Origin of the sequence: Actinomyces stomatis, from assembly GCF_031292835.1 — a bacterium.
Classification (GTDB): domain Bacteria; phylum Actinomycetota; class Actinomycetes; order Actinomycetales; family Actinomycetaceae; genus Actinomyces; species Actinomyces stomatis.
The window spans coordinates 187,806-200,868 of sequence record NZ_JASPEP010000001.1 but is presented as its reverse complement, the minus strand read 5'-3'; the positions used below and the strand labels follow the sequence as shown (position 1 = coordinate 200,868).

Sequence of the window (13,063 nt, the reverse complement as noted above, 5' to 3'; positions counted from 1 at the left end):
CCGGATCTCACGCGGTCAGTTCGGCCGCAGCCAGTTCAACGGAGTGTCCGCTGACCGCGTTACGAAGAGCAGAGCCGGGAACGGTGCGGGGCGGCAGCCCGATCCATGAGCCACCGCCCCGCACCCCTGAGATCAGACCAGAGTCGGGTCAGCGACCTGGTTGGGGAAGTAGTCCTCGCAGCCGCCCTCGCGGTAGACGTCCGCCGTCGCGCAGTGGAGACCACCACCGAAGGCGTAGGCGTCGCGGAAGGGAACCGGGATGACGTTCATGCCCAGCTTGTCCATCTGCTCCATCTGGTGGACCTCGCTGGCCTCGACACACACGGTCTTGTGATCGATGACGAGGCAGTTCATGGACAGCCAGACGGAGGAGTAGCACAGCGGCGGCGGCACCTCGTGGGCCGGGGGAGCTGCGTCGACGATCTGCCAGTCATTGGCCTCGAAGATCTTGCGCTGCTCCTCGGGCAGGCGGCGGTGCGGGTTGTTGATGATCAGCCCGGGCCGCAGCGGCACGAAGGTGGCGTCGATGTGAATCGGGTAGGGGTCGCCGGGGAAGTTCACCGCGTGCACCCGCAGGTCCGGGTAGTAGCGCTTGAACCACTCCATCGCCTTGCGGTTGGTGGTCAGACCGTGCTGGATGAACAGGTCCTTACCCACACGCATGACGTCCGCGGCGTCCCACATCGGCTCGAACTCGGTGGTCACGAAGTCCTTGGCGGCGGTGCGCTCAAGGCGCTCCTCCAGTGAGATCCGCTCGTCGTAGTAGTTGTGCTTGTAGGACTTGTCCGTCAGCCGAGGACGAGGGGCCTGGGTCCACTTGAACTCCGGGTCCTCCTCGAAGTACTGGTTCATGAGGGGCCAGTAGGCGAGGTACTCGAAGTACCGGCAGCGGAACGAGTTGGCCGACGCCATGATCTCGTCACCGATGGTCAGCAGGATGTCACGCGGGGGCATCTGGGTGAAGCCAGACTCCGTGCGGAAGTCAGGCGTCTGGATGGCCTGGTTCCACTGCAGCGGTGTGGGGCGGTCCACCTGGACGCCCAGCCCCTCGAGGATCTTGACGTAGTTGTCGAGCTGCTCATTGGCGGCCTCGACGGTCGCGGTGGGGCGGGGGCCCCACATGCCGCGCATCTCGGAGTCGATCGGCACCTTCTCAGACGTGGCGGGCTCCTCGGGAGGAATAACCGAGAAGTCGGCGCGTCCAACGATCACGCGCTTGAGAGGGTCGAAGTCGTTCCAAGAATTGACGATCTTCGTCATGAGTAAGTCACTCCTTTGTGCTCGGTGTGTGGTGCGTGAATTAAGACAGGTGATGTGTCTATGGTTCAACGCTGTCATTCTACTCTGAAGGAACCGAAAAAGTGGTCGTAGGAGTATCTGGAAATAAAGAATGATCGCTGAACCGTGGCACGGTCATTGCTGGTTGAGGGTGTTCACCACCTCCTTGAAGGACCGATGCCGTTGCGCCGGTCAGGCCCTACGGATGCGCGTGTCGATCTGCTCGGGAATGGGGGGATGGATATCGTCGGGGCCCCCGTAGTTGCCTCCGGGAGTCACGATGGTCCCTGCCTGGCCCTCAATGATGGAAACGGCGTCCTCAAGACGTCCGATTGCCGCCATGTCACCAGTCAGCTCAACAAATCGGCACACCGCCTCGACCTTTGGTCCCATGGAACCACTGGGAAGTCCCAGGGCCCGCAGTTCTGCCGGCGTCGCCCTCGGAACCTGTGTCTGGTTCTCGGTTCCGAAGTCCTTAAACACTCCATCAACGTCCGTGAGGATGAGAAGCGCATCGGCCTCCAGGGCCTCAGCCATGACGGACGCGGTGAGGTCCTTGTCGATGACGGCCTCGATGCCCTTGATCTTGCCCTCCTCGCTGCGGACGACGGGCACGCCGCCACCACCGGAGCAGACGACGATCGCACCGGCCTCCAGGAGTGAGCGCACCAGGCGGGTCTCAATGACGCGCTGCGGCATGGGGGAGCCGACGACGCGGCGATAGTACTCGCCGTCGGGCTTGACCACCCAGCCCCGCTCCTCGGCCAGCTTCTCGGCCTCCTCCTTGGTATACACCTCACCGACGAACTTGGTCGGATTGGAGAAGGCCGGGTCACCGGCCATGACCAGGGTCTGGTTGACCATGGCGGCCACGTGGCGCCCCGGCAGGGCGTTCTGCATGGCCTGCAGCAGCCAGTAGCCGATCATGCCCTGGGTCTGGGCGCCGAGGGTGTCAAAGGGGTAGGGCTCGGAGAGGCGCTCGTCATTGGCGGACTGCAGGGCCAGGACACCCACCTGGGGGCCGTTTCCGTGAGTCAGGACCAGCTCGTGCTTCTCCGCCAGCTTGGCCAGCTCGCGGGCCGCGATCTCGACATTGCGGATCTGGGTGCTGGCGTCGGGCTTCTCCCCCCGGCGCAGCAGGGCATTTCCTCCGAGGGCAACAACGATTCTCACGATTCAGTCCCACTCTCCGAGGGTCGCGACCATCACGGCCTTGATGGTGTGCATGCGGTTCTCGGCCTGGTCGAAGGCGACGTTGCGCTCGGTCTCGAAGACGTCGTCGGTCACCTCAAGGCCGTTCATGCCGGTCTTGGCGAAGATGTCCTCGCCCACCGTGGTGTTGCGGTCGTGGAAGGCCGGCAGGCAGTGGAGGAACTTCACGTCCGGGTTGCCGGTGGCCTCCACCAGCTTGGCGTTGACCTGGTAGGGCTTGAGCAGGGCGATGCGCTGGTCCCAGACCTCCTTGGGCTCACCCATGGAGACCCACACGTCGGTGTAGAGGAAGTCGACGCCCTTGACGCCCTGGGCGGCGTCGTCGGTGATGAGGATGCGGGCACCGCTCTCCTTGGCCAGCTTCTCGGCCTGAGCCACCACCTCGGGAGGGGTCTGCAGCTCCTTGGGGGCCACCATCCGCACGTCCATCCCCATGAGGGCTGCCGCGATGAGCAGCGAGTTGGCGACGTTGTTGCGGGCGTCCCCGAGGTAGGCGAAGGAGATCTTCTCGATCGGCTTGTCGGCGTGCTCCAGCATGGTCAGCTGGTCGGCGAGCATCTGAGTGGGGTGCCACTCGTCAGTCAGTCCGTTCCACACCGGCACACCGGAGAGCTCGGCCAGGGCCTCGACGTGCTCCTGCTTCTTGCCGCGGAACTCGATGCCGTCGTAGAAGCGGCCCAGGACCCGGGCGGTGTCCGCCACGGACTCCTTGTGCCCCATCTGGGAGCCGGAGGGGTCGAGGTAGGTGACCTGTGCGCCCTGGTCATAGGCAGCCACCTCGAAGGAGCAACGGGTGCGCGTCGAGGTCTTCTCGAAGATGAGGGCGATGTTCTTGCCGGTCAGTCGCTTCACCTCGCGGCCGGCCTTCTTGTCCTTCTTGAGCTGGGCAGCGAGCTCGAGCAGAGAGCCCCACTCCTCGGCCGTGAAGTCGAGCTCCTTGAGGAAGTGGCGGTTGTGCAGGGGGTGGGTCATGAGGATTCCTTCGTCCTGTGTGTGGTGTGCTGACAGTTCTTCATACGTGCCGGCCGGGGCCGGCTCAGGCAACCGGGTCCCGCAGGGTCGGGCAGCTCATGCAGTGCGGGCCACCGCGACCACGACCGACCTCCGAGCCGGGAATGGTCAGGACCTCGATGCCGTGAGAAGTAAGGTACTCGTTGGTGTTGATGTTGCGTTCGTAGGTGACGATGACGCCGGGGGCGATGGCCAGGGTGTTGGAGCCGTCGTCCCACTGCTCGCGGGCGGCGGCCATCGAGTCCTGGGGCGTGATGAGGACGTTGAGCTCGTCAACACCCAGAGCCTGGGCGATGACGCGGTACATGTCCTCGGGGGCGTTGCGCGTGACGCTGATCTGCTTGTCGCCGTCCGGGCGCAGCGTGAGCGTCGGCAGCTTCCCCAGACCACCGTAGACAGTGAACGTGCCGACGTCGACCATGGTCATCACCGTGTCCAGGTGCATCTGGGCGCGCGTCCGGTTCATCTCAACGGCGACGATCTGGTTCACCTTGCCTCCGGCGAAGAGCCGGCTTGCGAGCCTCTCGATGCCCTGCGCGGTGGTGCGCTCGGAGACTCCGACCAGAACGGCGCCATTGCCGATGATCTGGACGTCGCCACCCTCGACGGTGGCGGGGCCGGCCTGCGTGCCCTCGGACCATACCGGGAACTCGGAGCCCGCGAATCGGGGGTGCCAGCGGTAGATCGCCTCGTAGTTGATGGTCTCGCGCTGCCGGGCCGGCATCATCATCGAGTTGATGGACACCCCGTTGTAGACCCAGCAGGACGTGTCGCGAGTGAAGAGGTGGTTGGGCAACGGCGACAGAAGCAGGTCGTCGTCGTCCATGGAGGCCAGCACGAGCGAGTCCGGGCAGGAGGTGCGCTCAAGCAGCTCGGCCTTCGTGATCCCGGCGATGAGCACCTCGGCCAGCTCAGCACCGGACATCCCGTCTGCCAGGGCACGCAGCGGCTCGGCGGCGCTGGGGCCGCTGGTGTTCTCGTTGACGACCCGGTCCAGGACGTACTTCCTGGCCTCGGGAACCTCCAAGGTCTGGGCCAGCAGATCGCTGAGGTAGAGCACCTCGATATCGCGGTCGGTCAGAACTCGCGCGAACTGGTCGTGCTCCTCCTGCGCCCGGTCAAGCCACAGGACGTCGTCGAACAGGAGGTGGTCCTTGTTCTGCGGAGTGAGTCGGAGCATCTCGTTGCCGGGTCTGTGCAGGATGACCTGGCGAAGCTTCCCGATTTCGGAATCTACGGAAAAATCCATGACTCCCTCTCTGACACAGCACTGTGTCGTTGACGTGGATCATGACGCGGATCACGCGCTCTGACTATTGAAATGGTACGCCCGTACCGAATTGGTACGAGCGTACCAGAGTCTCTGAGGGTTGGAAAGCCCCAGGTAGAGAGAAGTTCAGAGCGCGTCGATCGAGCATCTTTCACCGATGCGTGATGTTGCTCCCACCGGGCGCTTCACCACTTCCGGAGGTGCTTTCCAACGCCTCTCACCCACAGGTGAGGTGGCCCAGCACCAGTAGATGACTTACAAACGTCGCGGGCGCTCCGTCCCAGCCGGACTCACCTGAGGCCCTGACAGTGCAGGTGTGGGACAATCCCGGATGTGAACGCGACGATCCCGGCCCTCAAGACCATCGCGCCCTCCGACTCCGTGAGTGCCGTCGTTCTCGACTACGGCAACGTCCTGTACGCCTGGGAGCCCATAGCGGCCGTCGCCGGATACGTCTCGGCCGACGCCTGGGAGGAGTTCGTCGTCGACGGCGGGTTCCTGACCTGGAACGAGCGGCTGGACCTGGGGGAGCCCTTCGAGCAGGTGCTCTCCGACTACACCCGAGCCCACCCGGATCGCCCTGACTGGGCGGAGATCCTCTCCTTGTACCGCCAGCGCTTCGCCGCCTCATTGACCGGCCCCGTTCCCGGTATGGCGGATCTGCTCGATGACCTCCTTGAGGCGGGCGTAGCGCTGTACGGGCTGACCAACTTTGACGCCGCCCCCTTCGAACGGGCCAGACTCCTGGTTCCCCAGCTCGAGCGCTTCGTCGGCATCGTGGTCTCCGGGCGGGAGCACCTGACCAAGCCCGATGCCGCCGTCTTCGATCTGCTCCTGGGTCGTTACCGCCTCCAGGCCTCCAGCACTCTTTTCATCGATGACTCGGCGGTCAACATCGATGCGGCCCGTCGGCTGGGGCTACGCACCCACCGCTTCACCGGCGTAGGACGGCTGCGGGCCGAACTCATCGCCCTGGGCCTGCTCCCCACGCCGGGCCGGCGCTGAACCCCGCACTGGGCGATCCGGAGCCTTAGACTCGGCCGCATGCGTGTGCTTTTCGCCGGAACCCCTGAGGCAGCCCTGCCCACCTTGGAGGCCCTGATGGCCAGTGAGCACGATGTCGTCGGGGTGCTTACCCGTGCGGACGCCCGCCGAGGACGCGGCCGGACACTGCATCCCTCACCGGTGGCGGCCATGGCCCGTGACGCGGGACTCGACGTACGTACTCCGGCCACCCTCAAGGGTGAGGAGGCCGACGACGTGCGCGACTGGCTGCGCGACCTCAGGGTCGACGTCGCGGTCGTGGTCGCCTACGGCCGCCTGGTTCCGGCCGATCTGCTGGACGTCCCTGAGCACGGCTGGTTGAACCTCCACTTCTCGTTGCTTCCCGCTTGGCGCGGAGCCGCTCCGGTCCAGCGAGCGGTCATTGCCGGAGATGACGTCACCGGGGCCTGTGTGTTCCGACTCGAGGAGGGGCTCGACACCGGTCCTGTCTACGGCAGACTCACCGAGGCCATCAGTGGCCGGGACACCAGTGGGGACCTTCTGGAGCGGCTGGCGCGGGCCGGGGCGCCCCTGGTCCTCGATGTGCTGCGCTCCGTTGCGGACGGGAGCGTTCGCCCGGAGCCGCAGGATGACGCGCTGGCCACGCTCGCCCCCATGCTCTCCGCCGCCGACGGCGAGGTCCACTGGGACGATCCGGCACTGATCATTGATCGCCGGGTCCGGGGCGTCAGTCCGGCACCGGGCGCCCATACCACTTACCAGGGGGCCAGGTTCCGCCTGGGGCCGGTCACCCCGGTCCCGGAGGTCACCGACCTCCTGCCCGGTCAGCTGCGTGCCACCAAGCATGAGGTTCTCGTGGGAACCGGGGGCTGCGCCGTCCGTCTGGGGCAGGTGGCGCCTGCCGGGCGCAACTGGATGTCCGCCGATGCCTGGGCCCGGGGGGCTCGCCCGGAAGTGGGCGCCGTCCTAGGGGCGTCGTCTCCCAAGAACGACGATGCTGAGGGAATGAGCTGATGGGGGAGCGATCGGCGCGCCGGAACACGTCAGGCGGCAACGACGAGCGCCGGCGAGGCGGGGGCGGCGGGCGGCACGGCAAGCCCAGAAGACGCAGTGAGCGCGGCGGTCGCCATGAGGGCGGACGAGGTCAGGGGCGGCGGCCCCTCAGGCAGGGCGGCCCATCTGCAGACACGTCACGGCGCTCTGCCCAACGCCGATCAGACCCGGCGCGTCAGGTGGCTCTGGAGGTGCTCACCCGCGTGCGCCGTGACGATGCCTTCGCCAACCTCCTCCTGCCAGAGCTGCTGGACTCCGCCGACCTGGACCGACGTGACGCCGGCTTCGCCACCGCTTTGACCTACGGGACCCTGCGGCTCCAGGGGCGCTATGACGCGATGATCAACGCCTGCACAGACCGCCCCCTGGAGCGCATCGACCCGGCCGTGCTCGACGTCCTGCGCCTGGGGGCACACCAGCTCCTGGGCATGAGGGTGGCCCAGCACGCCGCCGTGAGTACCACCGTGGACCTGGCCACCACCTCCTGCGGACGCGGCGCAGCCACCTTCGTCAACGCTGTCATGCGTCGGCTCAGTGGGAAGGATCTCGACTCCTGGATGGCTGAGCTGCGCCAGGACGCGCCTGATGAGACGACCGCCCTGGCCCGCACCCAGTCGCACCCGGAGTGGATCGTCAAGGCGCTGCGCCAGGCCCTGGTCACCCACGGCCGCAGCGGCGACGAGCTGGAGGCGCTCCTGGTCGCGGACAACGCCGACCCCGAAGTGGCCCTGTGCGCCAGGCCCGGCCTCATCGCACCGGAAGCGCTGGCCAAGGTCGCCCGCAAGGCCGACCGGGCCCACGATGTTGAGCCGCGTCCCGGCAGGGTCAGCCCTCTTGCTGTCGTCATGGTCGGAGGAGACCCGGGCAGGATCGAGGCGATCCGCGACTCCCGGGCCGGGGTTGAGGACGAGGGTAGCCAGCTGGTGGCGCTCATTGCGGCACATGCTCCTCTCGAGGGCCGTGACGAGCGCTGGCTCGACCTGTGCGCCGGGCCCGGCGGCAAGGCCGCCCTGCTCGCTGCGAGGGCCGCTCAGACGGGCGCTCAGCTGCTGGCCAATGAGGTCAGCCCCCACCGGGCCGATCTGGTGCGTTCCTCGCTGCGCGCGATCCCGCGGGAGGTTGCCCGGGTGCGATGCGGCGACGGGCGTGATCTCGGGCGCGATGAGCCCGGCGCCTACGACCGCGTCCTGGTCGACGCCCCTTGCACAGGACTCGGTTCACTGCGCCGTCGCCCGGAGGCCCGTTGGCGCCGTGCACCGGGGGACGTCACCGTTTTGGCCGAGCTTCAGCGCGAGCTGCTTGCCAGCGCCCTGCGCGCCGTGCGCCGCGGGGGAGTGGTGACCTACGTGACCTGCTCACCGCACGCCCTTGAGACGAGCCTCGTGGTGCGGGACGTGACGCGACTTCTGGAGCGGGAGGGCCTGCGCACTGAGCTCCTGCACGCCGGGGACGTCGCCACCCGTCTGGCCCCTCAGCCACCGGCCGGATCCGACCGGGAGACGCTTCAGCTCTGGCCCCACCTCGACGGCACCGACGCCATGTTCTGCGCCTTGCTGCGCCGCATCGGCTGACTGACAACCACACCAGCGCATCATGAGGAGCACCGCGATGACGGCCATCCACCCCTCGATCCTCAACTGCGACATCGCCCACCTGGCCGACGAGCTCGGCCGGGTCACGGGAGACGATGGCGCCCCAGGTGCCGACGGGATCCACGTCGACGTCATGGATAACCACTTCGTGCCCAACCTGTCCTGGGGGCTGCCGGTGGTCGAGGCGGTGCTCGCACATTCCTCGCTGCCCGTGGATGCCCACCTCATGATCTGTGACGCCGACCGCTGGGCGCCGGCCTACGCCGAGGCCGGCTGCCAGATCGTCACCCCCCACGCCGAGGCCACGACAGCACCCGTGCGTCTGGCGCGTGAACTCCACCGACTCGGCGCCGGCGCGGGCATCGCCCTGAGACCCGCCACCCCCCTGGAAGCGGTCGCCGATGTGCTGGGGGAGTTCGACCTCCTCCTGCTCATGACCGTGGAGCCGGGCTTCGGCGGGCAGTCCTTCATCGAGTCGATGCTGCCCAAGATCCATCGTGCTCGAGAGCTGGTCGGCACCAGAGGGCTCGGCCTGCGAGTACAGGTCGATGGCGGCATCACCGCCCAGACGATCGAGCGCGCCGCCGAGGCAGGTGCCGACGTCTTCGTCGCCGGGTCGGCGATCTACCGGGCCGACGATGCCTTGGTCGCCATCTCCGAGCTGCGTGAGGCGGCCTCCTTACACCTCCATGGCACTCGCCGTGGCCACTGACGACACAGAGAGGGCTATGACCGTGGTCGCAGGAGCCCCTTGTCAGAGGAGGTGCTCATGATGCAGGTGTGACAGCCGATGCGCAGAGACCCTCCACCTCATCGGCCTTGTGGGAAACCTCAAAGGCGCTCTCGGAGCAGGAAGCACCTTTGCGAGGCCCCCGTTATGCCGCCCCATTACTGGGGTCTCGACTGTTACACCAACGCAACTCTTGGTCTTTGTGAGGTTTCCACAAATGGAATGTGGTGCCCTGACCACGTAACGTCGTTGTCCAGTGGATCTGCCCTTCAGCGATTGTAGGGAAGGCACGGATCCGCCCCGCCGGCCCAAGGAGGGCCCGCTGCCAGCCCGGCGCCGTCCAGGTAAGGAGACTCTTGGTGACCCTCTCCCGCATCCTCATCGCCAACCGCGGCGAGATCGCACTGCGCATCGTGCGAACTGCTCGCGATCTCGGGGCGACGTCGATCCTTCCGTACACGCCCGAGGACCTGATGAGTCCCGCGGCAGAGCTCGCCGACGAGGCCTACGCCCTACCCGAGGGGTCGTCCTACACCGATGCGGCAGCGCTCCTCGAGCTGGCCCGCACCACCAGCGCCGACGCCATCCACCCCGGCTACGGGTTCCTGTCCGAGGACGCAGGCTTCGCCCGCTCCATCATCGAGGCCGGCATCACCTGGGTCGGTCCTTCGCCCGAGGCCATGGATGCCCTCGGGGACAAGATGAGCGCCCGGGCCACCGCCGAGCGTGCCCAGGTCGCCCCGGTACCGGGTATCACCGACTCGGTCACCGACGCCGACACCGTGATCGCCTTCGCCGCCGCCCACGGCTACCCGGTCGCTCTGAAGCGCACTGACGGCGGCGGTGGACGGGGCATCACCGTCCTGCACAACGATGAGGAGGTCAGGACCACCCCGGCCTTCGAGTCCGCGGCACAGGGAGGCGGCACCCTCATCCTGGAGCGATTCGTCACGGCCGCGCGCCACGTCGAGACCCAGTGCGCCCGTGACTCCCACGGCGAATTCGCCGTGGTCTCCACCCGCGACTGCTCCCTGCAGCGACGCAACCAGAAGCTCCTTGAGGAGGCTCCCGCGCCCTTCCTGCCCGAGGGCGTTCACGACCGTCTCGTCGAGGCATCCCGTCGCCTCCTGGAGACAGTCGACTACGTCGGAGTGGCCACCTGCGAGTTCCTCCTGACCCCCGAGGGCGATGTGTGGTTCCTGGAGGTCAACCCCCGTCTCCAGGTGGAGCACTGCGTCACCGAGGAGGTGACCGGCACCGACCTGGTCGAGGTCCAGCTGCGCATCGCCGAGGGCGGTCACCTCGGTGAGATCAACGCGCCCCGCGGTCACAGCCTCGAGCTGCGCATCACCTGCGAGGACCCCTCCCGTGGCCTGGCCCCCTCCACCGGCGCCATCACCCGCCTGCGCTGGCCTGCCGGCCCCGGTATCCGCATCGAGTCCGGGGTCACCGAGGGCGATGTCGTCACCCCCCTGTTCGACCCGATGCTCGCCAAGATCATCGTCACCGGCGCCAGCCGGCAGCAGGCCATCGCCCGAGCCCGGCGCGCCCTGCGAGAGACGGTTGTCGAGGGCGTCACCGTATGCACCGCCCTGCACGCCGAGGTCCTGACACGACCCGACTTCACCGCACCCGACAAGGCCGGGCGGCTGGCCGTGACCACGCGGTGGATCGAGAAGGAGGTGCTGCCGGATCTCGACGACACCGCGGCGGCGTCGGAGGCCGACGGATCCCCGGAGACGGTCGCCAACCCGCGTACCCGCTCCAGCTACATCATCGAGCTCAACGGCCGCCGCATGCAGCTCACCCTGCCCGACGGGATCCTCGCCCCCTCCAACCCGGCGCGAGGCTTCAGCCCCCGCAGCAACCGGGCTCAGCCGCTGCGCGGCCGTTCCGGCGGGGCCCGCTCGCCTCGAGGCGCCGCCTCCGGCGACAACGGGGCCGTCGGTGGTGAGCCCGGTGCCATCGCCGCCCCCATGCAGGCCATCGTCACCCGTATCTGTGTGGAGCCCGGACAGCAGGTCTGTCAGGGTGATCTGCTCGTGGTCCTGGAGTCCATGAAGATGGAGAACTACGTCCACGCGCCCAATGACGGCACCATCTCGGAGATCCCCGTCAGCGCCGGACGCACCGTCTCGGCCGGTGATGTCCTGGTGCGCATGCACACCCCCGAGAACGACTCCGAGGAGGCCTGAACCGTGACCACCGATCCCATCACCGGCCCCGGAGCACCTGCCGACGCACCGGCCCAGGGAACCACCATGGCCGACTCGGTCGCCACCACTGCCTTCCGCCAGCGCATCGCCCGCATCGACCGGGAGGCCGAGGAGCGCGCCGCCGCCCGCCAGCATGCCAAGGGCAAGCGCACCGCCCGCGAGCGCATCAACGACCTGCTCGACGACTCCACCTTCCTGGAGATCGGCCGCTACTCCGGTTCGGGCGCCGGCGACAAGGCCCGCCCCTCGGGCGTCGTCACCGGCTTCGGCCAGATCGACGGCCGCCAGGTGGCCGTCTACTCCCAGGACTTCTCCGTCTCCGGCGGCGCCCTGGGCACCATCGAGGGGGACAAGATCGTCCGCCTTCTGGACGACGCCCTGCGCCTGCGCATCCCCGTCATCGGACTCATCGACTCCGGCGGCGCCAAGATCCAGGAGGGCGTGGGGGCCCTGCGCCAGTACGGGCGCATCTTCAACCGCACCTGCGCCGCCTCCGGACTGGTCCCGCAGATCAGCGTCATCCTGGGACCCTGCGCCGGCGGCGCCGTCTACAGCCCGGCCCTGACCGACTTCGTCATCGCCACCCGCCAGGCCTCCCACATGTTCGTCACCGGCCCCGACGTCGTACGCGCCACAACCGGCGAGCAGATCAGCGCCGAGGACCTAGGCGGCGCACAGATCCACGGCTCGGTCTCCGGCGTCGTCCACTACGTGGCCGACGATGAGGAGGACGCCCTGGGGCAGGTCCGCACCTTCCTGGCCTACCTGCCCTCCTCGGCCGAGCTCGATGCTCCCATGTACGCCTACGACGACACCGACGCCCAGGCCGACGCCGAGGCCGCCCGCAGCGTCGGCGAGATCGTCCCGGCCTCCACCCGGCAGGCCTACGACGTCGTCGAAGTGGTCTCGGCCGTCGTCGACCACGGCGAGCTCGTCCAGGTCCAGGAGGAGTTCGCCCCCAATGTCGTGGTCGGCTTCGCCTGCTTCGAGGGCCACCCGGTGGGGATCGTCGCCAACCAGCCGCTGGTGGACGCCGGCACCCTGGACGTCGACGCCTCCGAGAAGCTCGCCCGCTTCGTGCGCTTCTGCGACGCCTTCGGCCTGCCGGTGGTCACCTTCGTCGACGTCCCCGGCTACCGTCCTGGAGCCGAGCAGGAGCACGCCGGCATCATCCGTCGCGGCGCCAAGGTCATCAACGCCTACGCTACCGCCACCGTGCCGCTGGTGACGATCGTCCTGCGCAAGGCCTACGGCGGCGCCTACATCGTCATGGGCTCCAAGGCCATCGGCGCCGACCTCAACTTCTGCTGGCCGGGAGCCGAGATCGCCGTCCTGGGCGCTGCCGGCGCCGTCGGCATCATCCACCGTCGAGACCTGGCCAAGGTCCGTGACGAGCAGGGTGAGGAGGCCGCCGCCGCCGAGCACGAGCGGCTCGTTGCCGAGTACACCGACGCCGTCATCAACCCCGACAAGGCCGTGGCCATCGGTGAGATCGACGCCGTCATCGCCCCCGAGGACACCCGCAACGTCATCGTCGACTCGCTGGCCGCGCTGCGAGCCAAGAACGACGCCCGCCCCGAGTCGCCCAAGAAGCATGACAACATCCCCCTCTGACCCCGGCTCCGAGTCCTACTCGCCGCCACGTTCCCCGTCTTCACCCGACCTCAGTTCTGGTAACCGTTCCGAGACCACCGAC

At 67.8% G+C, this 13,063-nt stretch carries 10 protein-coding genes; 6 read left to right on the top strand and 4 right to left on the bottom strand.

Going from position 1 to position 13,063, the window contains the following annotated elements; genetic code table 11:
• Positions 1-132 precede the first annotated feature (132 nt).
• From RIV12_RS00830 to arcA, 4 genes are all read right to left on the bottom strand, one after another.
• Entirely contained in the window at positions 133-1,260 is a 1,128-nt protein-coding gene (locus RIV12_RS00830; RefSeq protein ID WP_075248172.1) for a serine/threonine protein kinase, read from the bottom strand.
• A 210-nt stretch (positions 1,261-1,470) separates the two neighbouring features.
• Positions 1,471-2,451, bottom strand: coding sequence for a carbamate kinase (arcC, locus tag RIV12_RS00825; protein ID WP_075416955.1), 981 nt, complete (start codon positions 2,449-2,451; stop codon positions 1,471-1,473).
• Positions 2,452-2,454: 3 nt separating this feature from the next.
• The gene (gene argF, locus RIV12_RS00820) at positions 2,455-3,462 is read right to left on the bottom strand and encodes an ornithine carbamoyltransferase (protein ID WP_075416954.1); all 1,008 of its coding nucleotides are present in this window, start codon (positions 3,460-3,462) and stop codon (positions 2,455-2,457) included.
• Between the two features lie 64 nt (positions 3,463-3,526).
• Complete coding sequence (gene arcA, locus RIV12_RS00815) at positions 3,527-4,750, bottom strand: arginine deiminase (protein ID WP_075416953.1); 1,224 nt, start codon at positions 4,748-4,750, stop codon at positions 3,527-3,529.
• A 345-nt stretch (positions 4,751-5,095) separates the two neighbouring features.
• Between arcA and RIV12_RS00810 the strand changes: the two genes are divergently transcribed.
• From RIV12_RS00810 to RIV12_RS00785, 6 genes are all read left to right on the top strand, one after another.
• The gene (locus tag RIV12_RS00810; RefSeq protein WP_428978899.1) at positions 5,096-5,776 is read left to right on the top strand and encodes an HAD family hydrolase; all 681 of its coding nucleotides are present in this window, start codon (positions 5,096-5,098) and stop codon (positions 5,774-5,776) included.
• 39 nt (positions 5,777-5,815) lie between these two features.
• Complete coding sequence (fmt, locus tag RIV12_RS00805; RefSeq protein WP_309321578.1) at positions 5,816-6,790, top strand: methionyl-tRNA formyltransferase; 975 nt, start codon at positions 5,816-5,818, stop codon at positions 6,788-6,790.
• A 218-nt stretch (positions 6,791-7,008) separates the two neighbouring features.
• Positions 7,009-8,400, top strand: a complete 1,392-nt coding sequence (locus RIV12_RS00800) for an RsmB/NOP family class I SAM-dependent RNA methyltransferase (protein ID WP_309321577.1) — start codon at positions 7,009-7,011, stop codon at positions 8,398-8,400.
• 37 nt (positions 8,401-8,437) lie between these two features.
• Positions 8,438-9,133 carry a ribulose-phosphate 3-epimerase gene (rpe, locus tag RIV12_RS00795; RefSeq protein ID WP_309321575.1) on the top strand — a complete coding sequence of 232 codons (696 nt, stop codon included), beginning with the start codon at positions 8,438-8,440 and terminating at the stop codon, positions 9,131-9,133.
• A 377-nt stretch (positions 9,134-9,510) separates the two neighbouring features.
• Entirely contained in the window at positions 9,511-11,346 is a 1,836-nt protein-coding gene (locus RIV12_RS00790) for an ATP-binding protein (RefSeq protein WP_309321573.1), read from the top strand.
• Positions 11,347-11,412: 66 nt separating this feature from the next.
• Entirely contained in the window at positions 11,413-12,981 is a 1,569-nt protein-coding gene (locus RIV12_RS00785; protein WP_178388796.1) for an acyl-CoA carboxylase subunit beta, read from the top strand.
• The last annotated feature ends 82 nt before the right edge of the window (positions 12,982-13,063 follow it).

Coding starts and splice junctions, on each gene's coding strand:
- RIV12_RS00830 (WP_075248172.1), bottom strand. CDS start 1,260: ATGACGAAGATCGTCAATTCTTGGAACGACTTCGACCCTCTCAAGCGC.
- argF (WP_075416954.1), bottom strand. CDS start 3,462: ATGACCCACCCCCTGCACAACCGCCACTTCCTCAAGGAGCTCGACTTC.
- arcA (WP_075416953.1), bottom strand. CDS start 4,750: ATGGATTTTTCCGTAGATTCCGAAATCGGGAAGCTTCGCCAGGTCATC.
- fmt (WP_309321578.1), top strand. CDS start 5,816: ATGCGTGTGCTTTTCGCCGGAACCCCTGAGGCAGCCCTGCCCACCTTG.
- rpe (WP_309321575.1), top strand. CDS start 8,438: ATGACGGCCATCCACCCCTCGATCCTCAACTGCGACATCGCCCACCTG.
- RIV12_RS00785 (WP_178388796.1), top strand. CDS start 11,413: ATGGCCGACTCGGTCGCCACCACTGCCTTCCGCCAGCGCATCGCCCGC.